At 65.4% G+C, this 25666-nt stretch carries 24 protein-coding genes; 11 read left to right on the forward strand and 13 right to left on the reverse strand.

Annotated elements, in window-relative coordinates; translation table 11 throughout:
* The first annotated feature begins 226 nt into the window (after positions 1–226).
* A complete protein-coding gene (locus U5S82_01040) occupies positions 227–1744 on the forward strand; it encodes a MarR family transcriptional regulator (protein ID MDZ7750252.1) in 1518 nt (505 codons plus the stop codon).
* A 618-nt stretch (positions 1745–2362) separates the two neighbouring features.
* On the opposite strand, the gene U5S82_01045 is transcribed toward U5S82_01040, so the two are convergent.
* On the reverse strand, positions 2363–3763 hold the full coding sequence (locus U5S82_01045) for a phosphomannomutase (protein ID MDZ7750253.1): 1401 nt from the start codon (positions 3761–3763) through the stop codon (positions 2363–2365).
* A 418-nt stretch (positions 3764–4181) separates the two neighbouring features.
* Positions 4182–5600: a mannose-1-phosphate guanylyltransferase/mannose-6-phosphate isomerase gene (locus U5S82_01050; GenBank protein ID MDZ7750254.1), complete on the reverse strand. Its 1419-nt coding sequence runs from the start codon at positions 5598–5600 to the stop codon at positions 4182–4184.
* Positions 5601–6218: 618 nt separating this feature from the next.
* Between U5S82_01050 and U5S82_01055 the strand changes: the two genes are divergently transcribed.
* The 5 genes from U5S82_01055 to U5S82_01075 all read left to right on the forward strand — a co-directional run bounded on the left by U5S82_01055 (position 6219) and on the right by U5S82_01075 (position 9365).
* Positions 6219–6728 (forward strand): DUF2452 domain-containing protein, encoded by a 510-nt coding sequence (locus U5S82_01055; GenBank protein MDZ7750255.1) that lies wholly within the window; start codon positions 6219–6221, stop codon positions 6726–6728.
* A gap of 197 nt (positions 6729–6925) precedes the next feature.
* Positions 6926–7504, forward strand: a complete 579-nt coding sequence (locus U5S82_01060) for a YceI family protein (protein ID MDZ7750256.1) — start codon at positions 6926–6928, stop codon at positions 7502–7504.
* 15 nt (positions 7505–7519) lie between these two features.
* The gene (locus tag U5S82_01065) at positions 7520–8074 is read left to right on the forward strand and encodes a cytochrome b (protein ID MDZ7750257.1); all 555 of its coding nucleotides are present in this window, start codon (positions 7520–7522) and stop codon (positions 8072–8074) included.
* Positions 8071–8637, forward strand: coding sequence for a YceI family protein (locus tag U5S82_01070; protein MDZ7750258.1), 567 nt, complete (start codon positions 8071–8073; stop codon positions 8635–8637). The genes U5S82_01065 and U5S82_01070 overlap by 4 nt, the downstream gene beginning before the upstream one ends.
* Before the next feature lie 56 nt (positions 8638–8693).
* On the forward strand, positions 8694–9365 hold the full coding sequence (locus U5S82_01075) for a YceI family protein (protein MDZ7750259.1): 672 nt from the start codon (positions 8694–8696) through the stop codon (positions 9363–9365).
* Between the two features lie 169 nt (positions 9366–9534).
* Here U5S82_01075 and U5S82_01080 read toward each other — a convergent pair whose 3' ends face one another.
* The 3 genes from U5S82_01080 to U5S82_01090 all read right to left on the reverse strand — a co-directional run bounded on the left by U5S82_01080 (position 9535) and on the right by U5S82_01090 (position 10942).
* Entirely contained in the window at positions 9535–9792 is a 258-nt protein-coding gene (locus U5S82_01080; GenBank protein ID MDZ7750260.1) for a group II intron maturase-specific domain-containing protein, read from the reverse strand.
* The gene (locus U5S82_01085; GenBank protein MDZ7750261.1) at positions 9768–10397 is read right to left on the reverse strand and encodes a reverse transcriptase domain-containing protein; all 630 of its coding nucleotides are present in this window, start codon (positions 10395–10397) and stop codon (positions 9768–9770) included. The genes U5S82_01080 and U5S82_01085 overlap by 25 nt, the downstream gene beginning before the upstream one ends.
* An 89-nt stretch (positions 10398–10486) precedes the next feature.
* Positions 10487–10942: an SEC-C metal-binding domain-containing protein gene (locus U5S82_01090; GenBank protein MDZ7750262.1), complete on the reverse strand. Its 456-nt coding sequence runs from the start codon at positions 10940–10942 to the stop codon at positions 10487–10489.
* A gap of 50 nt (positions 10943–10992) precedes the next feature.
* Here U5S82_01090 and U5S82_01095 point away from each other — a divergent pair, with 50 nt between their 5' ends.
* The 4 genes from U5S82_01095 (at position 10993) to U5S82_01110 (ending at position 14257) form a co-directional block, all read left to right on the forward strand.
* Positions 10993–11556, forward strand: a complete 564-nt coding sequence (locus U5S82_01095) for a hypothetical protein (protein ID MDZ7750263.1) — start codon at positions 10993–10995, stop codon at positions 11554–11556.
* A gap of 93 nt (positions 11557–11649) precedes the next feature.
* On the forward strand, positions 11650–13128 hold the full coding sequence (locus U5S82_01100; GenBank protein MDZ7750264.1) for a DDE-type integrase/transposase/recombinase: 1479 nt from the start codon (positions 11650–11652) through the stop codon (positions 13126–13128).
* Entirely contained in the window at positions 13125–13970 is an 846-nt protein-coding gene (locus U5S82_01105; protein ID MDZ7750265.1) for an ATP-binding protein, read from the forward strand. Before U5S82_01100 ends, U5S82_01105 begins: the two co-directional genes overlap by 4 nt.
* Positions 13971–14059: 89 nt before the next feature.
* On the forward strand, positions 14060–14257 hold the full coding sequence (locus tag U5S82_01110; GenBank protein ID MDZ7750266.1) for a hypothetical protein: 198 nt from the start codon (positions 14060–14062) through the stop codon (positions 14255–14257).
* A gap of 95 nt (positions 14258–14352) precedes the next feature.
* On the opposite strand, the gene U5S82_01115 is transcribed toward U5S82_01110, so the two are convergent.
* Complete coding sequence (locus U5S82_01115; GenBank protein MDZ7750267.1) at positions 14353–14811, reverse strand: hypothetical protein; 459 nt, start codon at positions 14809–14811, stop codon at positions 14353–14355.
* Positions 14812–15877: 1066 nt separating this feature from the next.
* Between U5S82_01115 and U5S82_01120 the strand changes: the two genes are divergently transcribed.
* A complete protein-coding gene (locus U5S82_01120) occupies positions 15878–17395 on the forward strand; it encodes a MarR family transcriptional regulator (GenBank protein MDZ7750268.1) in 1518 nt (505 codons plus the stop codon).
* Positions 17396–17701: 306 nt separating this feature from the next.
* Here U5S82_01120 and U5S82_01125 read toward each other — a convergent pair whose 3' ends face one another.
* The 7 genes from U5S82_01125 to U5S82_01155 all read right to left on the reverse strand — a co-directional run bounded on the left by U5S82_01125 (position 17702) and on the right by U5S82_01155 (position 25662).
* Complete coding sequence (locus U5S82_01125; GenBank protein ID MDZ7750269.1) at positions 17702–18079, reverse strand: hypothetical protein; 378 nt, start codon at positions 18077–18079, stop codon at positions 17702–17704.
* Positions 18080–18282: 203 nt separating this feature from the next.
* Positions 18283–20166: a BatD family protein gene (locus U5S82_01130; protein MDZ7750270.1), complete on the reverse strand. Its 1884-nt coding sequence runs from the start codon at positions 20164–20166 to the stop codon at positions 18283–18285.
* A gap of 89 nt (positions 20167–20255) precedes the next feature.
* Complete coding sequence (locus U5S82_01135; protein ID MDZ7750271.1) at positions 20256–22115, reverse strand: VWA domain-containing protein; 1860 nt, start codon at positions 22113–22115, stop codon at positions 20256–20258.
* Positions 22112–23134: a VWA domain-containing protein gene (locus U5S82_01140; protein ID MDZ7750272.1), complete on the reverse strand. Its 1023-nt coding sequence runs from the start codon at positions 23132–23134 to the stop codon at positions 22112–22114. Before U5S82_01140 ends, U5S82_01135 begins: the two co-directional genes overlap by 4 nt.
* A complete protein-coding gene (locus tag U5S82_01145) occupies positions 23131–23634 on the reverse strand; it encodes a DUF4381 domain-containing protein (GenBank protein MDZ7750273.1) in 504 nt (167 codons plus the stop codon). The genes U5S82_01140 and U5S82_01145 overlap by 4 nt, the downstream gene beginning before the upstream one ends.
* Positions 23631–24590, reverse strand: a complete 960-nt coding sequence (locus U5S82_01150; protein MDZ7750274.1) for a DUF58 domain-containing protein — start codon at positions 24588–24590, stop codon at positions 23631–23633. Before U5S82_01150 ends, U5S82_01145 begins: the two co-directional genes overlap by 4 nt.
* Positions 24591–24696: 106 nt before the next feature.
* Positions 24697–25662 carry a MoxR family ATPase gene (locus U5S82_01155; GenBank protein MDZ7750275.1) on the reverse strand — a complete coding sequence of 322 codons (966 nt, stop codon included), beginning with the start codon at positions 25660–25662 and terminating at the stop codon, positions 24697–24699.
* Positions 25663–25666: the final 4 nt, after the last annotated feature.

The following is a 25666-nucleotide window of genomic DNA, read 5'->3' on the forward strand; positions in this document are numbered from 1 at the left end:
TCGACCTTGTGATACGAAGTCCAGCCAGGCTGGCTTCCCGATACTCCTCGAAATCGGCAATGAGGCGGGGAGCCCATCTACGCGCGAGGTCAGAAACTTCCTGCCTCCAGGTCGGGACGGCTTCCCCGGTGTCTGGCAAAAAACCTAACCCGGCATAGCCGGAACCAAAATATCTCGGATCGCCTATCCTTATCCACAGCACCATCCAGGACAAGAGGGACAGGCCATGAATCCGTTCGTTGAACGTCACCAGAACAAGATCGCCGGTGTGCTCTCCTGTTTTGACCGGGTTGTCATCACCGGAACCCTTCCTGATATCGGTTATGCCGGCGCTATGGCGAGCTACCTCAGTTACCATAAGATCCGACTGTTCGACTACCCCCGGTGGGCAGAACCCCTGCGCGATGAGTTGCGCCACCATGCCGAGCAACTCGCCATCGAGGCCGGCATTGAGATCGAGTTCATCCGGCGCCACAAGGCCTTTCGCAAAGAAGACCGTATCAAGGCCATCATTGCGGAACGCGGCGGTCATCCCGGGCTGGTCCACATCTTCTCCGCCATGGAATCCTGCACCGCTTATCGCCCCTGGCATGACAAGAACACAGGCCATACCCTGCTCAAACCCACGTCAGGGAAATGCCTGCATTACTACTTCTACTTCATCGATGAGGCCTTTGGACTCTGTTACGTGCGGGTGCCCACCTGGGCGCCGTTCCGCCTGCAAGTCTACTTCAACGGCCATCACTGGCTGGCGCGCAGACTGGAAAAAGCCGGCATTCCCTTCGCGATGGCGGACAATGCCTTTCTGTCCATTGCCGATCCCGAGCAGGCTCAGACGCTTGCCGACCGGCTGGATGCCAAACAGCTTCACCGACGACTGAATCGATGGGCCAAACAGTTCTGCCCGGTAGCTCAGCGCTTTCGCTCCGGTTACCACTGGAGCTTGATGCAGGTGGAGTTCGCCACCGATGTCATCTTCCACCAGCAGGCCGAATTCCAGCCGCTCTACGAGTCCATCACCCGCACGGCGGTACAGGCCATTAAAGCCGACAATGTGGCCACCTTCCTTGGCCGTAAACTCGCCAGCACCTATCAAGGGGAGGTCGGTAACGATTTCAGCACCCGTATCCAGGGTACACGCATCCGCCACCAGATGGGGCCGGCCAGCATCAAACTCTACGATAAAGCCGGCATCATGGCGCGTGTGGAATGCACCACCAACGATGCCTCATTCTTCAAAATCCACCGCTGGGTGGAACAACGTGACGGCTGGCAACAGTGGAAACTGGCACCGCTACGCAAAAATATCTACAGCCTGCGCGATCTGCGCAAGCTGATGAACGCCGCCAATGAGCGCTATCTCGCCTATATGGCGGCAATCGACAATCCTGACGCCGGACTCAAGGACATCGATAAAATGTCCAGCCCCGCCAGGGACCAGGGCCGTTCATTCCGTGGCTTCAATCTGTTCCAGAAAAAGGACTATCATCTCTTCCTCGCCATCGGGCGGGGCGAATGGTCAATCAGTGGCTTCCGTGCCGCCGATCTGCGGGCCTCTATGCCCGATCTATCACCCAGTCAATCATCCTATCTACTCAAACGGTTACGAACCCACGGACTGATCAAGAAAGTGGGACGTCGCTACAAGTATTACCTTACAAAGTTTGGGCGTCGCGTCCTGGCTGCATCACTCAAGATGCGTGAATATTGTGTTCTCCCTGCACTCTGTGCTGACAGGGCATGAGAATTTCTTGGCATTCTTGTCCAAGATTTCAGTGGTAAGGTACTAACATGCCAGATAACTCCAACATACAAGGTCGGGATTCATCCCGACATTCAACCCCGCGGCGCGCGCCATGGGCCGGGCCGGAATCCCCGCCGGCGGGCTGTCGGGCTGAAGCCCGACCTACAGATCTACGACCTCCGTCTGTTCCAGCGGCACGGATGTAGATACTCCGTTTCCTGTCAAGCAGTCTGTAGGTCGCTTGCTCTCGGCAACCGACATCCGCGCCCACAAAGCGCCGAGTTTCCGTCGGCTGCCAAGAGCAGCGGACCTAGGCCTCTGTCCTTCTCCCCCGGGGAAATGGGAAATGGGAAAGGGGAAAAGATTACCACCCGTGCGTCCGCTCTGCTGACGCCGAAACGGTGGATCCGCTGCGCCTTTTCAAACTGCCACTCCTCCCTGACCTTCTCCCTTTTCGCGTCACTCGCGTCTTTCGCGGTTACGCTTTTTGTAGGTCGGGATTCATCCCGACATTCAATCCCGCGGCGCGCGCCATGGGCCGGGCCGGAATCCCCGCCGGCGGGCTGTCGGGATGAAGCCCGACCTACAATGACAGGCGCTCCGACGAGGCGCGCGGGCCTATGGCGGGGAATAAGCGTCGTTGCCAACGGCGTCGACCAGAGCCAGCAGCTCGGCGGTCCTGGCTTCCATCAGGGCGCGGTCGCCGCGGGACTCGACGTTGAGGCGCAGCAGGGGCTCGGTATTCGAGGTACGCAGGTTGAAGCGCCAATCCTCGTAGGCCACCGACAGGCCGTCCACGTGCTCCACGGCCATCGCCTCGGGGCCATAGCGGGCCTCCATGGCGGCGATGGCGGCGGCGGGATCGGGCAGGCGGCGGTTGATCTCGCCGCTCACGGGGTAAAGGGCCTGGCGCTCGCCCACCAGGCTGGACAGGGTGCGGCCCTCGCGGGACATGAGTTCCGCCACCACCAGCCATGGGATCATGCCGGAGTCGCAATAGGCGAAGTCGCGGAAATAGTGGTGGGCGCTCATCTCGCCACCATAGACGGCGTTCTCCAGACGCATGCGCTCTTTGATGAAGGCGTGGCCGGTCTTGCTCTGGATGGGGATGCCGCCGTACTCCGTCACGATATCGATGGTATTCCAGGTGAGGCGCGGGTCGTGGATGACCTTGGCACCCGGCTCCTTGCGCAGGAACAGTTCAGCCAGCAGGCCCACGATGTAGTAGCCCTCGATGAACCCGCCCTGCTCATCGAACAGGAAACAGCGGTCGAAATCGCCGTCCCAGGCCACCCCCAGGTCGGCACCGCTGCGGCGGATGGCCTCCACCGTGGCGGCGCGATTGTCCGGCAGCAGGGGGTTGGGGATGCCGTTGGGAAAGTTGCCGTCGGGCTCGTGATGCACCTTTATGAACTCGAAGGGCAGCCACCCCTCCAGCAGGTCCACGATGACCCCGGCGCCGCCGTTGCCGGCGTTCACCACGATTTTGAGGGGCTTCAGCCGGGTGACATCCACGTAGCGCAACAGGTGATCGACATAGGGCGTCTTGTCGGTCAATGCATGGCGCGTACCCGGAACGGCCACGGCGGCGAAATCACCCGCCTCAGCCCGCGCCTTGACGTCCAGCAGGCCGGTGTCGCCACTGATGGGCCGGGAGCCCTCGCGCACCAGCTTCATGCCGTTGTAGTCCATGGGGTTGTGGCTGGCGGTGACCACGATGCCGCCGTCCATGGCGTGATGGAATGTATTGAAGTAGATCTCCTCGGTGCCCGCGAGGCCGATATCGTAGGCATCGGCGCCGCCGTCGGTGATGCCCCGCACCAGAGCGTTCAGCAGCGCCGTGCTGGATAGGCGCACATCGCACCCTACCACCACTCGCTGGGCACCGAGTTCCTCCACGAAGGCGCGGCCCACGCGATAGGCCACGTCCTCGTTCAGTTCATCGGGCAGACGGCCACGAATATCGTAGGCCTTGAAGCAGGCAAGGGGCGCCACGGGGCCAAGACTCGTATCGGGCATCGGGTATTCGTTCTCCTTTAAAATCAAGCCGGCGGGTGAATCAAGGGCAGCGGGACCCTATGGCGGTGAATGGGGAAATGGGGCATGGGTATAGTGAATAGTGAATAGTGAATGGGGAATGGTGAATGGTGAATGGTGAATGGTGAATGGTGAATGGTGAATAGTTTAGCCGGCGTTCCGGTGGGTGAACCGCTGCGCTCGTTCCAACCTCCACACCTCCCTGATCTTTCCCCTTTTCGCGCAATTTCGCGTCCTTCGCGGTTACAATTCTTCGCTATCTGGCCTTGCCCATGAGCCGTAGCGGTGAACCGCCACGCTCGTTCCAACCTCCACACCTCCCTGATCTTTCCCCTTTTCGCGCAATTTCGCGTCTTTCGCGGTTACGCTTTTCGCTTTCGCTGTTCGCTGTTCGTGGTGGTCACTCCTTGTGGCGCCCATAGTGGTCGTCGAAGCGCACGATATCGTCCTCGCCGAGGTAGGCACCGCTCTGCACTTCTATGAGTTCTAGAGGAATTACGCCGGGATTCTCCAACCGATGGGTCGTACCGAGGGGGATATACGTCGACTGGTCCTCCGACAGCAGGAATTCCTTGCCGTCGCAGGTGACCTTGGCGGTGCCGCTCACCACCACCCAGTGCTCGGCACGGTGATGGTGCATCTGCAGGGACAGCCGCTCCCCCGGATTCACCACGATGTGTTTTACCTGGTAGCGCTCCGACGCGGTGATGCCCTCGTAGGAACCCCACGGCCGGTAGACACGGCTGTGGATGTTGCACTCCTCGCGCCCCTGGGCCCGCAGCTGCTCGACGATTTCCTTGACGTCCTGCACCTGATCGCGGGCGGCCACCAGCACGGCATCGGCGGTCTCCACCACCACATGGTTGTCCAGCCCCACCGTGGCGATGAGCCGGTCCTCGGCGTGGACATAGGAGTTGCGGGTATTGTAGGTGAGCACATCGCCGGACACGACGTTGCCGTCGCCGTCGTGATCGCCGATATCCAGTAAAGCCGACCACGAGCCCACGTCATTCCAGCCGGCATCCATGGGCACCATGCGGGCGTGATCGGTGTGCTCCATCACGGCATAGTCGATGGAGTCCTCCGGACAGGCCGTCATGGCCTCGCGATCCAGACGCACGAAATCTAGGTCCGTCCCCGCCCCTTCCAGGGCCCCCCGGCTGGCTTCGAGGATATCCGGGCGATGGCGGCCCAGTTCGTCGAGGTAGGCGTCCACGCGGAACAGGAACATGCCGCTGTTCCAGTAGTAGGCACCCGACGCCAGGTACTCCTCGGCCGTGGCACGGTCGGGCTTCTCCACGAAGCGTTCCACCGGCCACACGCCGTCCGCAGCCCCGCCCGTCCCCACCCTGATGTACCCGTAGCCGGTCTCCGGCGCCGTGGGGGGAATGCCGAAGGTCACCAGCGCCCCCTCCCGGGCGGCCTCCAGCCCGCATGCCACGGCATCGTGGAAGGTCTGCTCGTCACGGATCACATGGTCCGCCGGCAGCAACAGCATGACGGCGTCCGCCATGAGGCGGCGGATGTGCAGAGCGGCCACCGCCGCGGCGGGGGCGGTGTTGCGACCGACGGGCTCCAACAGGATCCCCAAGGGATCGACATCCGCCTGGCGCAACTGCTCGGCCACCAGGAAGCGATGGGCATCGTTGCACACCACCAGGGGACCGGCCACGTCCGCCAGCCCCGCCAATCGGGCCAGGGTGGCCTGAAAGAGGCTGGAATGGTCCACGAGTTGCAGGAACTGCTTGGGGTAAAGCTTGCGCGACAGGGGCCAGAGCCGCGTGCCGGCGCCGCCGGAAAGGATTACCGGTACGATCATTTGCTGTTACTCTGGTTGTGATCTCGATATGGCCCTTACCACCCCGGTGTTCATAAGGGGTGTGCAGTCGTTTGATCCTGCTCTACCGGGGATAGCGGCGCAACTTGCAGGCTCCTTGAACTAACGAACCTACAATGACGACCCATGACACCCGGTGGCTAACCACCATAGCTTGCCGGTGCCTGCGCGCCGGAACGCAAGCAAAGAACCCGCATCCCGTAGGTCTTTTGTATAAGCAAGTTAGCCGGGCCGGCCCCGACGGCGGGCCCTGCCGTTGTCCACCAGACCGAGGATGGGGCCGCCCAGCGACTCAACCGGACTCAGCACGTACTATCCCATTTCATCAACGACGCCCACAACTCAGCCGCCAGAACCGCCTCACTGACCGCCCTCGCTCAGGCTCATGTCTGAATTGGAAAGGACTGTATTCTGAACCTACCCCACGACAATCATATGACGCGATTAATGGCTGTATCCTCCGACCGCTTCGCTACCGCGCGAACGATGAAGAAACACCCGCCGGCGCATGTTGATTAATTGTCGCGAGTTCAATAGGTTACGCAGTCTTGGGCGACCGTTGCCGGTCGCAAACTTGCAGATTCCCACGTGAAGCCAATCATGAATGACACGACAGACAAGTCCCGCCGCGGCGCCTACCATCAAGGCGAGTCCCGCAGCGCCCCCTACCCCGTGAGCCGCCTGGCTCCGCCCATCGAACTCGTGGACCTGGCCCGCCAGGTGGCCGAGGCGGACAACATGGTCAACGCCCAGGCCACCGCCCGCCTGCGCAGCATCGCCAAGCAGATCAAGGCCCTGCAGCAGGAGGCGCGTGATGTACTGGAGGACACCCGGCGCAACCAGGAACTGCACCGGGCCCGCTGCAACTTCCGGCGCATCGCCGGCAAGGTCTATCACCTGTACCGTACCCCCGCGGACGAACTCTATTTTTCCATGTTGTCGCCCGAAGACTGGGGCAACCGGTTGGCGGACCACTATGAGGGTGCCTACCGCCTGGAAAACGACATGAGCTGGACCCCCGAGGCGGCGTTCGAGGACATCGACGACAGTCGGGATGTCATCGAGCACCTGCTGGAGAATCTGGGGCCCGATAGGGGCCGTCGAACCTGAGTAGCCCGGAAACAGGCGCTGATGGTGTGTCTGTAGGTCGGCTGCTCTTGACAGCCGACGGGATCTGGGCCCGATGTCGGGATGATCCCGACCCACAGCCGTGCCGTCCCTGGCCACGAACAGGCCCCGGCGCGTTAAACTTCCCGTCGAACCCAGGGTCACATCCCTCCGTAGCCAACGACCTGAGGAGAACCATAATGCGCACCACTTCCGTCCTGGCCGCCGCGGCCATTACCGCAATGCTCTCGGCCCCCCTCCACGCGGCACCCGAGCAATACGTCCTCGAGAAACCCCATACCCAGATCCTGTTCTTCGTCAGCCACCTCGGCTTTTCCAAGTCCCAGGGCGAGTTCCTCGACTTCGACGGCGGCTTCACCTTCGATTCCGAGGACTGGGGCAACTCCTCGGTTCAGGTCACCATCCGCACCCACAGCATCGACATGGATGACCATGCCTGGGACAAGCACATGCGGGACGAGGACTTCTTCAACGTCAACGTCCACCCCACCATGACCTTCGAGAGCACGAAACTGGAGAAGACGGGTGAGAAAACCGGCAAACTTCACGGCGACCTGACTCTCCTTGGCGTCACTCGTCCCGTGACCCTGGACGTCACCTTCAACAAGGTTGGCCAGCACTTCAAATCCAAGGAGTGGATCGCCGGCTTTTCCGCCGCCACCACCATCAAGCGCTCCGAGTTCGGCATGAAGTACGGCCTGCCTGTCATCGGCGACGAGGTGGGGATCCGCCTCGAGGTGGAAGGCGTCCGCCAGTAGTCGGAGGCCACCGGCATGGGCTGGCGCAACACCACGACGCGCTGGGGCGGGGTCACCCAAGGCTTCCATTGGCTGATGGCGGTCCTAATCTTCACCCTCATCCCCCTCGGCCTCATCGGCGCGGACATGGCCTTCTCCAAGACGAAGATAGAGGTGTTCCAGTGGCATAAGTCCATCGGCCTTCTGGTACTGGCCCTGGTGGTGTTGCGCATCGCCTGGCGGCTGTTCAATCCCACGCCGGCCCACCCGGCGGATGCCCCGCGTTATCAGCTCATCGGGGCGTCCGCGGTGCATCTGATCCTCTACGGGCTCATGGTGCTCATGCCCCTGGCCGGGTGGGTCATCAACTCCGCGGCCAACGTCCCCTTCAAGCCCTTCGGGCTCTTCAAGCTGCCCCACCTGGTGGAGCGCAGTGAGGCCACCCAGACCCTGTTCGAGACCATCCACGGCACCATGGCCTGGATCCTGATGGGTTTGCTGGTGCTGCATATCGGCGCGGCCCTCCACCACCACTTCGTGCGCAGGAACGATACCCTGCGCCGCATGCTGCCCGGAGGCGGCCGACCATGATGCGAACGATTGTTCTTTCAGTGCTGGGTTTGATGCTGACCCTACCGGGATATGCCGCCACCGACTGGACGGTGGACCACGGCGAGAGCCGCCTTGGCTTCACCAACTGGTGGGAAGGCGAGGCCTTCGAGTCGATGTTCCGCCGCTGGCGGGCCGAGACCCTGCGCTTCTCGCCCGATGACCTTCAGGATAGCCGTTTCGACATCCGCGTCGACCTCACATCGGTGGATACCGGCACCCGCGACGGCAACGAAGCCATCGCCCAACCGGAATGGTTCGACCTCGCGCGATACACCACCGCGCGCTACGAGGCCGACACCTTCAGGGTTACGGTCGACGGTGGCTACGAGGCGGAAGGCGAACTGACACTCAAGGGCATCACCCACCCAGTCACCCTGAAGCTGGAATGGCAGCCAGGAGAAGACACCGCCCGCCTCAGCGGCTCTACCCGCCTCGACCGCACCCGCTTCGATGTGGGCCTCGGGGAATGGCAAACCGGGGACACCATCGCCCTCGAGGTGCAGGTGAGCTTCGACCTGCGGCTGACCCGTGCCGGGCGGTGAGATGGCCTGGCTCCGCCCATTTGTTGGTCCTGGCGCTCGGCTTGACTGGGTGCGCCATGCCAACACCGGCCCCCGAGGACATCGACCCGGATGTGATCGCCACCGCGCCGCCGGCCTGGCATCCCCGGCGCACGGTCGCATCCTATGAAGTCCATGGGGCGGAGTCGCGACTCGTGGCCCTGGTCCATCGCGCCGGTCCCCTGGCCGAGGCCGGCCACAACCACACCGTGGCCGCCGGCACCCTCACGGGTTGTGCCCTGGTGAACGACACCGGGGGCACGTGGGTCAGCATAGTGATTCCGGTGGCCGACCTCGAAGTGGACAGGGAGGCGGATCGACATCGCGCAGGGCAAGGCTTCGAAGTCCCCCTCACCCCCAACGACATCGCATCCACCCGCAGCAACATGCTCGGCAACGACGGCCTCGCCGCTGCCGCCTTCCCCCACATCCGCTTCGCAGGCCGCCTGGCACCGGGGACGGACGCGGTCGATGGCACCTTGACCATCCGCGGCCGCGCGGCCCCGCTGTCCCTGCTCGTCCGCGTGGAACGCCGCGACGGCGCGGTTCATGCCACCGGCACCGGCAATATCCGTCAGACCACCTTCGGCATCACCCCCTTCTCCGTCCTCATGGGCGCCTTGCGGGTCGCCAACCGGGTGAATCTGGATTACCAACTGGTCCTGAAACCCCATCCCGACAACACCAGCGCCCCCTGCCCGTCGCCATAGGTCGAGCTTCAGAGAAGAGCGTGACCGCGAAAGACACGAAAGGCGCGAAAAGGGAGCAGGCCGGGGGGCTTCCGCTATTCATGATAGGGGTCGGGAAGGAGTGACCCTCCCCGCCCTCCGAACCGTGCATGCGGTTCTCCCGCACACGGCTCTCCAGTCGGTGGTTACCTCATCGGGATTGGCTCGCCAACGTCCGGGCTTCGGTCATGGTGAAAAGCCCAGCCGCAGCGAAGAACGCGTTCGGCCAGCGGAGATGGTCGGACTGACAATGACCCGCTCCCGGGCGCTTCTGCTGCTTGCGCAACAGCGCCCGTAATCGACGTCGGACAAAACCGTCCACGCGAGGAAAGGTCCACGGGTGCGCGTGCTGGAAATACACGAACCAGCCACGCAGCATCGGGTTCAGGTCGGCCACAATCCGCGCCAGCGAATCCCCACGACTGCGCCGGGTTTTGGCCCGGACCCGGTCGTAAAGGGCCTTGCGGCTCTTCTTGCGTACCCACCGCCGTCCCGCTTCAAACCGGTACCCGAGAAACTCAAAGCCTTCCCGGGCTGCCGGCAATCCCCCACACGGGTCTTCTCCGGGTGCAGTTGCAGACCATTGGCCTCCACCCAGTGCCGCAACTCCTGCAGCGCCTCCTGGGCTTCGTCCGGACTGGCACACAGGATCACGAGGTCGTCAGCATACCGAACCATCCGATAGCCGCGCTGGGTCATGTGTACATCCAGCCCGTGCAGGTACAGATTCGCGAGTAACGGACTGATCACCGCCCCTTGGGGCGAGCCCCGGGTCGGCGTCCAGCGCGCTATCTCCGCCGCCACGTCCTGGCGCAACCAGGCGCGCAGCAGGTCGAGGATCCGACCATCGCTGATCCGGTCCTCGACCCGGGCCATCAACGCTTCGTGCGGGATGGTGTCGAAGTACTGGGCCAGGTCGGCATCCACCACATGGGTGTAGCCCTCCCGAACCAGCCCATCCACTTCCCGCAGCGCATCCTTGCACCCGCGACCCGGGCGAAACCCGTAACTCATTGAGTCTGAACATACTGCATGATGTTTTTGCCGCGTACTTTAATCACATTCGCTGAGGGTTCAGGTTCTCAGCCCCTCATGTAAACCGCTCAGTTCGTATCCTTGCTAGCGTTTTTCAGACGCTCAATGTCCGCATAGAACGGCTCTCGGCTCTCAGGGTCGAAGTCCTCTGGATGCGCATCCATCCAGTCGATGGTGCGCTGGCAATACTCGATGGCCAGATCGGTCTCGCCGCGTGCCTCGCAGACCATGGCTTTTCGCATGAGCCAGTCGTGCACTTCAGGGTATTCGGTGCGCAATTGCTCGCACACGGCATCCGCCTCATCGAGCCTTCCCGCATTGACAAGGGTGATAACGCTGTTGGATAACCGGTCGAGTTCCATGTCGTCGAAGAGGTCATCGTGTTGCAGGGTGAGCAGGTCACTGTGATCTGATGTCGCCGGTGTGGTGGTGGGTGGGATGCTGCGGTCCTGCTCCCAGCAGCAGCGCTTGTATTTCTTGCCACTGCCGCAAGGGCAGGGCTGATTTCTTCCTATCTTTGCCATCGCTGTCTCCTCATCGACAATGGTCTGGCCCCAATCTCGGAGAGCGCGCCATGGGCGATGAACTGTTTGCCGATCCACGATTGTACGACCACTTGCTTCTGCTTGACCGCGATTTGTGTGAGCGGGCACGACGCGCAGGCTGCCCTCAGTGTGCCGGCGTCCTGCACAGTGCCACCTATCAGCGCAAGCCACGCGGGATTCCACCGGGCCTTACCGATGCATTGCACACCCGTCGCCTGAGCTTGTGCTGCGCCCGTTGCCGCCAGCGGGTGACACCGCCTTCGGTGCGTTTCCTCGGACGCCGGGTATACACCGGCGCTGTGCTGGTACTGGCCTGCGTACGCACACTCACCGCTGCGCGGATTCGCGAGCTGCAGGCGCTGTTGGGGGTAGACCGGCGTACGCTGCGGCGCTGGTGCCGCTGGTGGCGTGAGTCCCTGGTGCGCTCGCCCTGGTGGCATGCAGCGCGGGCGCGCTTCCTGCCGCCGCTTGAGGACCAGCAACTGCCGGGTGCCCTGCTTGCACGCTTCGAGGAACCGGATCCGCTGCGCAGGATGGCCGAGGTGTTGGCATTTCTCGCGCCGCTGTCTGTCGCCGCCGGGCACGTTGGCTGAGGGGGATCGCGCACCCGCAGAAGTTGCACCTTCCACAACCTGTGCCAAGGCGCTTAGCCTCACAAGACGGACCGATGACGAGGCGATGCACCGATGGGCGACGACAACAGATTGAGCGTGCACGAACGCTGGGCACGGCTGCGCTTCGCCGTGATCGGTTCGCTATTGGCGGCACCGCCAGAGAGCGGTGAGCTGCACACAGCCATTACGGCGCTGGCCGCCAGGACCTGGCGTCATCCGGTCACTGGCGAGGCGGTACGCTTCGGGTTCTCCACCATAGAGCGCTGGTACTACCTGGCGCTTCGTGCCGGCGCTGACCCAGTCCGTGCGCTGCGTTCACGCCGACGCGCCGATGCGGGACGTCACCGCCGCCTGAGTGACCTGCTGCGCACCGAGCTGCATGCGCTCTACCAAGCGCATTCGGGCTGGAGCGTGCAGCTGCATGTCGATAACCTTGCAGTTCTGGCTGCCAAGGATCCGTCTCTTGGCGCGATGCCCTCGTACGCCACCGTTCGGCGGTATCTACAGGCGAACGGCATGCGCAAGCGCACCGGGCGCGTGCGGCGCGATACCCCCGGTGCTGAAGCCGCCGAGCGCCACCTGGCCACGCGCGAGGTGCGCAGCTATGAACTCGCCCACGTCAATGCGTTATGGCACGCCGACTTCCACGTCGGCTCGCGCCGCGTCGTCGATGCGCGCGGGCGCTGGCAGACGGTACAGATGCTCGGCATTCTCGATGACTGCTCAAGGATCTGTTGTCACGCCCAGTGGTACCTCACCGAGGACGCCGAACGCTTCGTGCACGGCCTGTCGCAGGCGCTGCAGAAGCGCGGCCTGCCCCGTGCCCTGCTGACCGACAACGGCAGTGCCGAGACCGCGACCGAAGTCACCGAGGGCCTGGCGCGCCTGGGTATCGTGCATGAGACGACATTACCGTACTCGGCCTACCAGAATGCCAAGCAGGAGAACTGGTGGTCGGTCGTTGAGGGTCGCCTGCTCGCCATGCTCGAGGGCGTCGAGCAGCTGACACTGGAGAGTCTCAACCGCGCAACACTCGCCTGGGTCGAGGGCGAGTATCAGCGTCGCCGCCACCACGAGCTCGGCTGCGCGCCCATTGAGCGCTATCGGCAGGGCCCCGACGTTGCCCGCGAGTGCCCCGATGCCGAGATGCTACGCCGCAGCTTCCGCGCACAGACCACGCGTGTCCAGCGTCGATCCGATGGCACCTGCACCGTACTGGGCACCCGCTTCGAGGTGCCCTCCCGGTTCCGCCACCTCCACCGGCTAAAGCTGCGCTACGCACGCTGGGATCTTGCGAGTATTGATCTACTCGATCCCCACACCGAACAACCCGTCGCCGTGCTCTATCCACTCGACAAGCAGCGTAATGCCGAGCATGGACGACGGGCCCTCGCGCCGGTGGATGACAGCACGTCGGTCGATGCCCTGCCGGTTAACGCTAACACGTGCGCCGGTATGGCGCCGTTGCTTGACCAACTCCTGGCCGAGTATGCCGCCACCGGCATACCGCCGGCCTATCTGCCCTTCGATCCCGAGGATACTGACCCATGAACAAATCCCTGCTCGCACTCTACGGCCTCAAGTGGAATCCATTCTCGCCGGAACTGCCCACCGAGGCATTGATGGCAACGCCTGCGCTGGAGGACTTCGCCTGGCGTATCGAACACACCCATGTCCGCGAAGGCGGCTTTGCCCTCATTACCGGCGCGCCCGGCACCGGCAAGAGCGTCGCATTGCGCATCCTCGCCGCCCGCCTCGGGCGCCTGCCCGACCTGACCATCGCCGCGTTGACCCATCCGAGTGCCAACCTCGCGGACTTCTACCGCGAGCTGGGAGACCTGTTCGGCGTCGATCTCAAGCCGCACAATCGCTGGATGGGCTTCAAGGGGCTGCGCACCCGCTGGCTGGCGACTCTCGACGCCTCACTCATGCGCCCCGTGCTGCTGATCGATGAAGCCCAGGAGATCGCGCCTGTGGTACTGAATGAGTTGCGCTTGCTCGCCTCGTCCCAGTTCGACTCCCGCACCTTGCTGAGCGTGGTCCTCGCCGGCGATCAACGCCTGACCGACCTGCTCCGGCGTGACGATCTGCTCCCGCTCGGCTCGCGCATCCGGGCCCGCCTGGCGCTTGAACACGCCTCACGCGACGATCTCCTCGCCTGCCTGGCGCATCTTTGCACAAGCGCCGGCAACCCCGGTCTGTTCAGCGAACAGCTGGCACAGGCGCTGGCCGATCACGCTATGGGCAACTACCGTGTGCTGACCAATATGGCCGCCGAAATCCTCGCCCATGCCAGCCGCCACGAACTCACCCAGCTCGATGAAAAGCTCTTCTTCGATGTCTTCCACACCGAGCGCAAGCCATCACCGCGGCGCGCTCGCAGCGCTGCCTGAGCACTGGCGCCGAACCCGACCGCTGGCCGTCCACAGTCTTACGCACCTGACGCAGGCCAACCCAGCCTCACGACCCAGGAGACCACATCATGAGTATGAAAGTCTTGCGGCTGTACACGCACTGGCAGGCGGAAGACGCCTATAGTGTGCTCACCTTCATCGACGAGCTGCGCGAACAGATCATCAATGAATATGGCGAGGAGATCGTGCAGATGCTGCAAGAGGCCCGTGCCGTCGGCGAAGAACAGCAGCTGGAACTGCCATTCGCTGACGTAGCACAGTTCTGATCGAGAAACCTGCGTGCAGGATCAGTGAGGAATGAACGCGGGCGGGAAACCCTCACGAAAAGTGAAAATGGTACCCTCGAAGACTGTGATTACACTCAACTCATCGGCAAAAACTGGTGCTCGAAAATCGGCTCGAGCACCCGCTTCATCGCCGCCTGCACAATCCGGTCCTTCACCGTCGGAATGCCCAGGGGACGCGTCCCTGTCCCCTTCGGAATCTCCACCCGACGCACCGCATCCGGTCGGTACCGTCCAATTCCCAGCGCCTCTCCCAACTCCGCCAGATACCGCTCGGCATGGGCCTCAAAACGCTGCACACTCTGGCCATCCACCCCCGCTGAACCCCGGTTGGCCCGCACATCCTGCCACGCCCGTTCCAGGGTCTGGGGGCGATGCACCTTGTCGATCAGACTGAACCACTTCGTCCCTTGGACGCCGTTACCCAGCGCCGCCAACATGCGCTCCGTCCAGATCGTGCGGTCCACCCACGGCCATTCCACCGGGTTGGACGAGTCTGGCTTAGCCTCTTGCGAGACACTCTCGACCCTTTGCATACGCGCTCACCTCCTCCAGACTTCACCCATCCACCTTCCTGCCTCCCTTCCCTCGGCGCGATTTCTGTTCTTCGCGCTTTCCCGGCACCACCCACGGTTTTAGGCGGAGGACGCCCTCCAGCTCTTGGGTCCGCGTTTCCGCAGCACCTCGCCATGACCGCAGCAGAACCGTTCAGTACTACGAAGGCTCTGACTCCTGCCCACCGTCACCACGGCGGTCAGGTCTCCCCGCTTCTCTCGCATTTCCTTCCCAGCGTTCCGTCTCCAACCACGGAGGGGACCCGAATGTCGCTTTCCACGCCAATCCCAGCGCATCCGATGAGTTTCAGGCTTCACCTTCTCCTAGCGGGCTCGCCGTCCCGTACCGCCGAATCGAGTTCGTCATCCTACGGACCGCCAGTTCGCCTCCGGTTGCTCTCCACCCCGCCTCGCGACGACGCAGTTACCTTCGACTACGGGGCCTTGGCTTACCCCGACACGGACTCTCACCGTGCAGAAAATGCGCCTCCACGGACGCACTAGGAGCGACGCCCCCGTCGCGATTGCCCCGGCCCCATCGCGGCGAGGCGCCGCTCCTACAGGTGGCACTTCCACCGTCATCTCTTTGTTCTTTCGCGTATTTCGTAGTTAACTCTCATGGCGATACGCGCGGCCCAAAATGATGAAAGCGGAGCGCGTATCGCCATGTTCGTTCCCTCACCCCGTCCCTCTCCCAGAGGGAGAGGGGGAGTTCGTGCTTCGCAACTTTCACGTTATAAAAAAACGGTAACTACGAAAAAGACGAAATGACACGAAAAGGGAGAAAGTCGGTAGGCGTGGAGGACAGAACGAGCACCGCGGCTCCCCCGCCGGAACACCGGGAAAACTGTTCCCTATTCACCACTCACCATTCACCATTCACTATCCCCTATCCCCTATCCCCTATCCCCTATCCCCTATCCCCTATCCCCTATCCCCTATCCCCTATTCCCTATTCCCTATTCCCTAACCCGGCATAGCCGGAACCAAAATATCTCGGATCGCCTATCCTTATCCACAGCACCATCCAGGACAAGAGGGACAGGCCATGAATCCGTTCGTTGAACGTCACCAGAACAAGATCGCCGGTGTGCTCTCCTGTTTTGACCGGGTTGTCATCACCGGAACCCTTCCTGATATCGGTTATGCCGGCGCTATGGCGAGCTACCTCAGTTACCATAAGATCCGACTGTTCGACTACCCCCGGTGGGCAGAACCCCTGCGCGATGAGTTGCGCCACCATGCCGAGCAACTCGCCATCGAGGCCGGCATTGAGATCGAGTTCATCCGGCGCCACAAGGCCTTTCGCAAAGAAGACCGTATCAAGGCCATCATTGCGGAACGCGGCGGTCATCCCGGGCTGGTCCACATCTTCTCCGCCATGGAATCCTGCACCGCTTATCGCCCCTGGCATGACAAGAACACAGGCCATACCCTGCTCAAACCCACGTCAGGGAAATGCCTGCATTACTACTTCTACTTCATCGATGAGGCCTTTGGACTCTGTTACGTGCGGGTGCCCACCTGGGCGCCGTTCCGCCTGCAAGTCTACTTCAACGGCCATCACTGGCTGGCGCGCAGACTGGAAAAAGCCGGCATTCCCTTCGCGATGGCGGACAATGCCTTTCTGTCCATTGCCGATCCCGAGCAGGCTCAGACGCTTGCCGACCGGCTGGATGCCAAACAGCTTCACCGACGACTGAATCGATGGGCCAAACAGTTCTGCCCGGTAGCTCAGCGCTTTCGCTCCGGTTACCACTGGAGCTTGATGCAGGTGGAGTTCGCCACCGATGTCATCTTCCACCAGCAGGCCGAATTCCAGCCGCTCTACGAGTCCATCACCCGCACGGCGGTACAGGCCATTAAAGCCGACAATGTGGCCACCTTCCTTGGCCGTAAACTCGCCAGCACCTATCAAGGGGAGGTCGGTAACGATTTCAGCACCCGTATCCAGGGTACACGCATCCGCCACCAGATGGGGCCGGCCAGCATCAAACTCTACGATAAAGCCGGCATCATGGCGCGTGTGGAATGCACCACCAACGATGCCTCATTCTTCAAAATCCACCGCTGGGTGGAACAACGTGACGGCTGGCAACAGTGGAAACTGGCACCGCTACGCAAAAATATCTACAGCCTGCGCGATCTGCGCAAGCTGATGAACGCCGCCAATGAGCGCTATCTCGCCTATATGGCGGCAATCGACAATCCTGACGCCGGACTCAAGGACATCGATAAAATGTCCAGCCCCGCCAGGGACCAGGGCCGTTCATTCCGTGGCTTCAATCTGTTCCAGAAAAAGGACTATCATCTCTTCCTCGCCATCGGGCGGGGCGAATGGTCAATCAGTGGCTTCCGTGCCGCCGATCTGCGGGCCTCTATGCCCGATCTATCACCCAGTCAATCATCCTATCTACTCAAACGGTTACGAACCCACGGACTGATCAAGAAAGTGGGACGTCGCTACAAGTATTACCTTACAAAGTTTGGGCGTCGCGTCCTGGCTGCATCACTCAAGATGCGTGAATATTGTGTTCTCCCTGCACTCTGTGCTGACAGGGCATGAGAATTTCTTGGCATTCTTGTCCAAGATTTCAGTGGTAAGGTACTATTCACCACTCACCATTCACTTTTCCCATTTCCCTTTTCCCATTTCCCAATTCCCTTTTCCCAATTCCCCGGCACAGGGGTCCGCTGCGCTTGACCCACCCTACGGTGCTGTGCGCTTCGGCGTCATTGGGAAGGTCCCTTCTCCCTTGGGGAGAAGGACAGGATGAGGGGATGTTGGGCGAGGGCATGGGGTACATGTCGGGATGACTCCCGACCCACAGTCGTGCCGAGGTGACAGGCGGTGTCTTGTCTTTGTCGGAGCTTAAGGTCCGCCATGTTCGGCGGCCTCCAACTCGTGCTTCAGGCGCCGCAGGCGGCGGCGGTCCTGGAACCACAGGCCCATGACGGAAAAGGAGTGGCGGGCCCACCAGGCGCCATCCGCATCGCACATCATGCGCAACACCAGCTCGGTGCCGCGCTGGCTGCCGCGCAGCGTATAGCGGTGAGTGGTGAGGATGTCCTTCCAACGGGATGACAGGGCGTAGCGATTCTTCGGCTGGTATTCGGTGACCACCGCCATGGTCCCGTCGCCGTCCGTGCAGCGGTGGCCGGGACCGCGCACGGCGGGGTCCACCAGCCGGCCCCACACGCGCTCGGGGGGGCAGCGCAGGCGCATGCGAATGACGAAGCCGCGCGCCAAGCCCGGCCCCTCAGCCCGCCACCGCGAGCCCCGGGCCCGTAATGGCGGGACGATCCGTGGTGGCAACCTGGTTCATCTTGAGTCCCCTCGTACCGTGTCATCCACAACAGGAGCCGTGGGGCGGCGGCCCAGGGACCGCAATCCCCACCATCGCACACACCCCCCGAACAGTCGTCCACCCATGGTAAAGCAACGCGGGTGTTTTATTCAGCACCATGGCCATAGAAATGGGAGCCGGGATAGAGCTCGGGCAGGGGCAGCGCGGCCGGGTCGCCCTCCGGCCGGGGGCGCCAGGCCCTGACCAGGCCCGGCAGGCGTTCCCACAACTCCGCCGACGGCGCCGGGGAGGCGGGGCCGCCGTACAGGGCAGGGTCCAACTCCGTCACGAGATCGGCAAGCTCGCCGGGACCCACCCGGGCCGCCAACTGCCCCAGGTTCACCGGCGGATCCTCCGGCCAGCGGGCCCGGCCCCACACCAGCAGGGCATCCCGTGCCGCCAGCGGGTTCTGCCCCCGGCAGGCCCTGACGAGGGACTTGGTCGCCTCTGAGACGGTTGGGGCACCTGAAGGCTGTACGGGACCCTCGACAGTCGCGGGGGACACCACCCGGCGGCGCTGGCGCACCAGCAGATAAAGAGTGACCAGCCAGGCCCCCAGCAACAGGGCCGAAATCCAGGGCCAGGGCCCAGCCGACAGGCCCGGCCGGGATGGGTCGCCGGGCGGCGACGGCGCGGGAGTGGCGGGGGCCGGCCGCGGCTCCGCCGGCGCGGTGGCCTTGGGGGCCTCTCCGGCGGCTGGCTGTACCTTGATCGTACGCCCCGGCAGGGTGGCAAGCTGCGGCGTGTCGTCCCGGGTATTCCACCAGTGGACCTCCACGGGCGGCAGCCGCAACTCACCCGGGCGGGTGGGGATGATGGCATGGGACTCGCGGCGCCGGGACACCACTGGGGCCCCGTCGGCACCGGTCTCCAGCTGCGGCTTGTCGGCATAAGCGCGGTAGCCCGCGCCCGCGGGCGGGCCCAACTCCGGCAACTGGGCCGCCTCCAGGCCCCGGGCCTCGATAATCAAAGCGCGCGTGATGGGTTCGCCCACGCGCCCCGTCCCGGCGCCGTCGGACCATTCCTGGTCCAGGGCCAGGGCCTGGGCCGGCAGCCAGCGCTTGCCCTGGAAGGCGGCCGGTTGCGGCCGCACCTCCAGGGTCACGGCCTCACCGCGGCGGCGGATGGCGCGGGCGCTCTGGAACATCTGGTCGAAGGCGCCGAAGCTGCCGAAGGGAGAGCGCGGGCCGGCCCCGCCGTCGGGCGCCCGGCCCACGAATACCGGGGCCGGGATCTCCAGAGGACCGCTGCGCTGGGGGAAAATGACATAACGGCGCTCCAGCACCCGATAGCGGCGACCGTGGCGAGTGGCATCGTAGGCCACATCCTCGCCGTGGCGGGCCACCACCGCACCCTCCACCTCGGGGTTTGCCAGTTCCCCCTCGCTGAGATCCTGGAAGAAGATACGCACCCGGTAGCTCACCTGGGCCTGGACGTAGGGGTTCCGGGGCTCGGCCTCCACCTCCAGGAAGACATCGGCCGGCTCATCGTCCGCCGGACCGCTGCCGGCCGGCCGCACGCTGACGGTGAGGGGCCGCGTGGTGGCGTCCCCCACGTCGAGGGCGGGGATGCTGAGTTCCCCCGTGCCCTTGGGAATGAGGGTCAGGATCCACGACTTGCTGCGTTCCATGCGCCCGTTGATGAATCTGATGTGGCTGCTGCGGCGAGTGCCCGCAACCTCGAAGTCCCGCTCCAGGGGCGCCATATCCGGCGTCGCCCCGGCGTCATCCCCGGTGACCTTCAGGCGCAGCTCGAGGCTCTCGCCCTCGCCCACCACCGTGCGGTCCACGGTGGCCTCCACTGCCGCCAGCACCATTGCCGGGGCGCAGGCCAGCACGAGAATCAGGAACCACGACAGCAAACCCTCACGGCGGCACGGCGGCACGGAGAACCTCGTCTCGCTACGCCTGCCGCGACGCCAGGCGAGGGGCCGGTCATGACGGGACACGAGACGGGGAAACCAGGGGCTGATGGGGCGGTGCGGGTTCATCGGAAGAAGGGTCCGAGGTTGTCAGAAAAAGTATACGAGGTGTTCTGTGTCCACCCTGTGCCTCCGTGAGCGGATCCCTTTGCTTTCCATCACCGTCCGCCGGCCGCCTGCTGGCGGCGGTAGTGCTCCAGCATGAACTTGCGGCGCAGCAGGCCACCGGGGTCGTCGGGTATGCGCCGCAGCCATTGTTCCATGGCCTGGTCCGCTTCCGTGGCGCCGGCATCCTGCGGCGCGGCGCCGGATGTCTCCAGGGGCGGTTCCTCGGGCGGGGCTTGTTCACCCGTGCCCTTGGGGGGGCCTGGCGGTGTCGCGAGTGTCTCCTCCCCTGGGGATCCCGGCTCGGCCAGGGGATCCCGCCCCGCGTCATCCTCCGCCGGCGCCTCGCCCGCAGACGGCTCCCCGTCACCGGGGGTCTGGTCCCCTGCGTTGTCGTCGCCGGCGCCTGCCTGGCCGTCATCCTGCTCCCGGGAGGGCGTGTCCTGGTCCTCGCTCCCATCACCCTGGCCGCCGCCAGCGGCCGGCTCCGACTGCTGCCGCGGGTCACCGGATTCCCCCTCGCCTTGCTGGCCTTCCTGAGGTGCCTGCTGTTCGAGGGCCCGTCTCACCACCGCCAGATTGTGGCGGGCATCGTCGTGGCCGGGCGCCAGCTCCAGCGCCTGTTCATAGGCGGCCAGGGCCTCCTCGAGGCGCCCGCCACGGGCCAGGGCGTTGGCACGATTGTAATGGGCGCCCGCGTGCCCCAGGGCCTCGAAGGCGGCGGCCGCGGCCTCGTATTCGCCGGCGCGATAGAGGGCGCTGCCCCGCCATGCCGGATCCCGGAAGGTCTTGGCGGCCGCCGCCGGCTGTCCCTCCTGGAAGGCCGCGGCGGCCTGCTGATCGGGGGTCCGCCACAGGTCCTCCCAGTCCAGGGCCCACGCCTCCCCGGGACTGCCCATGACCGCCACCAGGGCCACCGCCAGCCAGCCGCGCCGGAAGGCGAAGGCCCCGAGCAGGGCCAGGGGCAGCAGCAGCCAGGGGCCGGCCTCGCACCACTGGTCGGCGGTGCGCTCATCCGACGCCTCCAGCACTCCGTCCACGGCCCCGGGGGGACGCATCACGGCCCGCAGATCGGCATCATCCGCCGTCAGGCGGCGGTAGGCGCCGCCACCGGCCGCGGCCACCGCCTCCAGGGCCGACTCCTCGAGACGGGTCACCGCCAGGGCCCCGGTGCCATCCCGCCGAAAGCCGCCCCCGGCATCCGTCACGGGCACCCCGTCCGGCGTGCCCACCCCGATGACGCCGATGGTATGGCGCCGGGACAGGTCCCGCGCCCGTTCCAGGGCGGCGGCCGGGTCGTCCATGCCGTCGGCGAGGACGATGATGCGCCCACCGCCGGCCGCCCCCTGGTCCAGCAGCGCCGCCGCCTGCTCCAGGGCGGGGGCGAGGCGCCGCCCCGGGGCCGGCATGAGGTCCGTCTCCAGCACCGGCACCATGGCGGCGATGGTGGCAGCATCGTCGGTCAGAGGCGACACGATGAAGGGCTCGCCGGCGTACACCACCAGCCCGGTGCGCCCCTCCCCGGCCCGTTCCAGCAGGTCCATCACCTTGAAGCGTGCGCGGGCCAGGCGGGAGGGTTTGAGATCGGCGGCGTTCATGGTGCCGGCCAGGGACAGCACCACCACCCGCGTGGCCTCGCCGCGGTAGACGGGCTGGGGCAGTCGCTCCCACGCCGGGCCCGCCAGGGCCACCACCGCCAGCAGCCCCCCCACCGCCACCGCCAGGGCCGCCCGCCGCGGCGCGGCGACGGCATTTTCGCCTTCGGCGAGGAAATGCAGCAGGGCCGGATCGCACACCCGTTGCCAGGCCCCCGTCGCCGGACCGCCCTGGACCAGGGCCCACACTAGGCCTGCCAGGGGGACTAGGGCCAGGAACCACCACGGGCGCAGGAACAGGAAGGTATCGGGGATCACGATGCCGCCTCCGGTACCCCGGGGCGGCGCAGGCCATCCACCAGCAGGCCCGCGGCCAGCAACAGGGCAGCCGCCAAGGGCCACGGATAGAGGGCGGTGAGGGGGCGGAACAGGCGGGCGTCGCGCACCGCGGGCTCCAGCTCATCCAGCAGGCGATACACCTCCTCCAGGGCATCGGTGTCCGTGGCCCGGAAGTATCGCCCCCCGGTGGCCGCCGCCACGTCCTTCAACATGGCCTCGTCCAGATCCGCGGAAGGGTTGACCACGCGGCTGCCGAAAATGCCGCCTACCCGCAGGCGCTCGGCGCCGATCCCCACGGTATGGATGCGCAGGCCGCGCTCGGCCGCCAGGGCCGCCGCCTGGCGGGGATCCACCGCCCCGGCGGTGTTGGCGCCGTCGCTCAGGAGTATCAGCACCCGCGGCCCACGCCCCTCCCCGCCCGCCTCGTCCCCCAGGCGCTTCACGGCCAGGCCGATGGCGTCGCCGATGGCGGTCTTCTTGCCCGCCAGACCGATGGCGGCCTCCTCCAGCATGTGGGCCACGGTGGTGCGATCGAAGGTCAGAGGCGTCTGCACATAGGCCTGGGAGCCGAACAGGATGAGCCCCAGGCGGTCGCCGGTGCGCCGGCGGATGAAGTCCCCCGCCACCCGCTGTACCACCGCCAGGCGGTCCACCGCCCGCCCCTCCAGCACCATGTCTGCCACCTGCATGCTCTCGGACACGTCCACCGCCAGCATCACGTCACGCCCCTCCAGGGGTAGTTCCAGGGGCTCCCCCAGCCACTGGGGGCGGGCCGCCGCCAGCACCAGCAGCAGCCATGCCGCCACCGCGGTGCCCAGGCGCAGGCGCGGCCGCAACCGCCGCGGCGGGGCGGCCGCCGCGGCGCCGCCGGCCAGCCATTCGAAGAGGGGCGCGCGCAGGGCCACGGCCCGGGGTGCCCGGGCCGGCGGCGCCAGGCGTCGTATCAGCCACGGCAGGGGCAACAGCAGCAGGGCCCAGGGCCACGCCAGGTGGATCATGCCGGTACCCGCCTCAAGGCACCTTTAATCCAGCGTCGGACCAGGGCTTCCAGGGCCTCGCCGTCCACCGCCGCGGCGCCACCGTAACCGGCGCTGGCCAGAGCCTGTCCCGGGCCGTGGGCGAAGGCGCCGGCGCCGCCGGTGGCATCCAGGAACTCCAGCCACGCCGTGCCCGTGAGCCCGGCCACCCGTTGCCGCGGCCAGGCCGCCAGGGCCGCCCGCTTCAGCACCAGGGAGAGGCCACTGCACAGAGCCTGGGTGTCGCCGTCGCGCCGGTAGGCGGCCGCCAGGGCATCCACTTCGGCCAGCACGCGGCGGCTACGCCGGCGCCGTTTCAGATAGCGGCGCAGGGCCCACGAGGCGAGGCCGAGGGCCACCAGCACCACCAGGGCCAGCAGCCACCAACCCGGCGCCGGGGGCCACCAGGACACGGGGTCCGGGAGATGGATGTCCCGCAACTCTGCCAAGGGATCCTGGGCCAGGGGGTTATCGGGAATCATGACCGGCCGGCGGGCTCGTACAGGGCCCCATGATGGGGCAGGCGTGCGTGGAGACCCCGGCGCAGGGCCTCCACCAGGGGGGCATCGGTGGCCAGATCCAGGAAATGAATGCCCCGGCGGCTGCATGCCGAGGCCACCCGGGCGCGGTGGGTGGCATGGGCGGCGCGCAGGCGCTCGACCACCCCGGCGTCGCTGGTATCCAGCAGGGCACTGGCATGGCCATCGGACAGCAGGTAACGGCCGGGTGGGGGCGGCTCGGCCTCTAGGGGGTCGAAGACGAACACGGCCGTGACGTCGTTGTGCCGCGCCAACCGCGCCAGGCGCTTCTCACCGTCGTCGTCCAGGTGGCGGAAGTCACTGATGAGGAACACCAGGCTGCCGGGCCGCGCGGTGGCCAGCAGGCGGTCCAGGGCCGCCTTCAGATCGGCGGCCTCGATGCCGGGGCGCTCGAGGCCCGCCCGGTGTTCCTCCATCAGCCGCCGGATGAGGCGCAGCACTCCCGGATGGCGCCCCATGGGACGCACTTCGGCATGGCGTTTGCCGGCCATCATCAGGGCCCCCACGCGGTCGCCGTTGGCCACCGCGGCCCAGGCCAGGAGCACCCCGGCCTCGGCGGCGCGCACCGCCTTGAGACAACCACGGGTGCCGAAATACATGCCAGGGGAGAGGTCCAGCAGCAGGAATACGGGGCGCTCCCGCTCGTCGGTGTAGACCTTGGTGTGGGCACGCCCGGAGCGCGCGGTGACCCGCCAGTCGATGTCGCGCACGTCGTCGCCCGCCTGGTAGGGGCGCACCTCGTCGAATTCCATGCCGCGGCCGCGGTACACCGACAGATAACCGCCGGCGCGGGCGGTGCGCACCCGGGTGCCGGGGGACAGGCCGAGACGCCCGGCATGGGCGCGTAACCCCGTGAGACGGTCGAGGGCCAGTCGCACCCCGTCGGTCGTTCCCCTCACCGTTTCCGCCATGGACCCTCGGGGCGGCATGACAAGCCCCTGCACGATGTTTGCGATGGCCTGGCGATCGACCACCGATGCCAGCAAATGGGCGCTACCAGGGTCTTCATGGGGTGGGCACCCGTTGCAGCAACTCGTCCACCATGCGATCGGTGGTGATGCCCTCCGCCTCGGCCTCGAAGGACAGCAGGATGCGGTGGCGCAGGACGTCGTGGGCGATGGCGTGGATGTCCTCGGGGCTCACGTAGTCCCGCCCCGCCAGCCAGGCGTGGGCGCGGGCGCAGCGGTCCAGGGCCAGGGTGGCCCGCGGACTGGCGCCCCAGCGCACCCATTCACCGAGGGCAGGCTCGTAGGGCGCCGGGTCGCGGGTGGCGGCCACCAGGGCCACCAGGTAATCGTCCAGGGCCGGCACCATGGTGAGTTCCAGGGCCTCCGCGCGGGCCGCGAACACGGCCGATTCCGCCAGGGGCGGGCCGACCTCGGGCGCACCGGTACCACCACGGGCCATGGCGCGGGCGAGTTCCAGGATCGCCTTCTCCCCGGCGGCGTCCGGGTAACCCACCCGCACGTACATGAGGAAGCGGTCCAGCTGGGCCTCGGGCAGGGGATAGGTGCCCTCGTGCTCCAGGGGGTTCTGGGTGGCCATGACCATGAACAGGGGCGGCAGCCGGTAGGTCTCGCGGCCGATGGTCACCTGCTGCTCCTCCATGGCCTCCAGCAGCGCCGACTGCACCTTGGCCGGTGCGCGATTGATCTCGTCCGCCAGCAGGATGTTGTGAAAAATGGGCCCGGGCTGGAAATGGAAGGAGCCGTCCTGGGGTCGGAACACCTCGGTGCCCGTGAGGTCCGCCGGCAGCAGGTCGGGGGTGAACTGGATGCGGTGGAAGTCACCCGCGAGGCCCGTGGCCAGGGCCTTGACGGCAGTGGTCTTGGCGAGCCCCGGGGCACCCTCCACCAGCAGATGGCCATCCGCCAGCAGGGCGATGAGCAAGCGGTCCACCAGGTATTCCTGGCCGAGGATGCGGGCGGAGATGTGTGCTTTGAGACGGGCGAAACTCTGTCGTTGCGACATGGAT

This window comes from Gammaproteobacteria bacterium (assembly GCA_034522055.1).
Lineage (GTDB): Bacteria > Pseudomonadota > Gammaproteobacteria > JAABTG01 > JAABTG01 > JAABTG01.

Coding starts and splice junctions, on each gene's coding strand:
- U5S82_01040 (MDZ7750252.1), top strand. CDS start 227: ATGAATCCGTTCGTTGAACGTCACCAGAACAAGATCGCCGGTGTGCTC.
- U5S82_01045 (MDZ7750253.1), bottom strand. CDS start 3,763: ATGCCCGATACGAGTCTTGGCCCCGTGGCGCCCCTTGCCTGCTTCAAG.
- U5S82_01050 (MDZ7750254.1), bottom strand. CDS start 5,600: ATGATCGTACCGGTAATCCTTTCCGGCGGCGCCGGCACGCGGCTCTGG.
- U5S82_01055 (MDZ7750255.1), top strand. CDS start 6,219: ATGAATGACACGACAGACAAGTCCCGCCGCGGCGCCTACCATCAAGGC.
- U5S82_01060 (MDZ7750256.1), top strand. CDS start 6,926: ATGCGCACCACTTCCGTCCTGGCCGCCGCGGCCATTACCGCAATGCTC.
- U5S82_01065 (MDZ7750257.1), top strand. CDS start 7,520: ATGGGCTGGCGCAACACCACGACGCGCTGGGGCGGGGTCACCCAAGGC.
- U5S82_01070 (MDZ7750258.1), top strand. CDS start 8,071: ATGATGCGAACGATTGTTCTTTCAGTGCTGGGTTTGATGCTGACCCTA.
- U5S82_01075 (MDZ7750259.1), top strand. CDS start 8,694: ATGCCAACACCGGCCCCCGAGGACATCGACCCGGATGTGATCGCCACC.
- U5S82_01085 (MDZ7750261.1), bottom strand. CDS start 10,397: ATGAGTTACGGGTTTCGCCCGGGTCGCGGGTGCAAGGATGCGCTGCGG.
- U5S82_01090 (MDZ7750262.1), bottom strand. CDS start 10,942: ATGGCAAAGATAGGAAGAAATCAGCCCTGCCCTTGCGGCAGTGGCAAG.
- U5S82_01095 (MDZ7750263.1), top strand. CDS start 10,993: ATGGGCGATGAACTGTTTGCCGATCCACGATTGTACGACCACTTGCTT.
- U5S82_01100 (MDZ7750264.1), top strand. CDS start 11,650: ATGGGCGACGACAACAGATTGAGCGTGCACGAACGCTGGGCACGGCTG.
- U5S82_01105 (MDZ7750265.1), top strand. CDS start 13,125: ATGAACAAATCCCTGCTCGCACTCTACGGCCTCAAGTGGAATCCATTC.
- U5S82_01110 (MDZ7750266.1), top strand. CDS start 14,060: ATGAGTATGAAAGTCTTGCGGCTGTACACGCACTGGCAGGCGGAAGAC.
- U5S82_01115 (MDZ7750267.1), bottom strand. CDS start 14,811: ATGCAAAGGGTCGAGAGTGTCTCGCAAGAGGCTAAGCCAGACTCGTCC.
- U5S82_01120 (MDZ7750268.1), top strand. CDS start 15,878: ATGAATCCGTTCGTTGAACGTCACCAGAACAAGATCGCCGGTGTGCTC.
- U5S82_01130 (MDZ7750270.1), bottom strand. CDS start 20,166: ATGAACCCGCACCGCCCCATCAGCCCCTGGTTTCCCCGTCTCGTGTCC.
- U5S82_01140 (MDZ7750272.1), bottom strand. CDS start 23,134: ATGATCCACCTGGCGTGGCCCTGGGCCCTGCTGCTGTTGCCCCTGCCG.
- U5S82_01145 (MDZ7750273.1), bottom strand. CDS start 23,634: ATGATTCCCGATAACCCCCTGGCCCAGGATCCCTTGGCAGAGTTGCGG.
- U5S82_01155 (MDZ7750275.1), bottom strand. CDS start 25,662: ATGTCGCAACGACAGAGTTTCGCCCGTCTCAAAGCACACATCTCCGCC.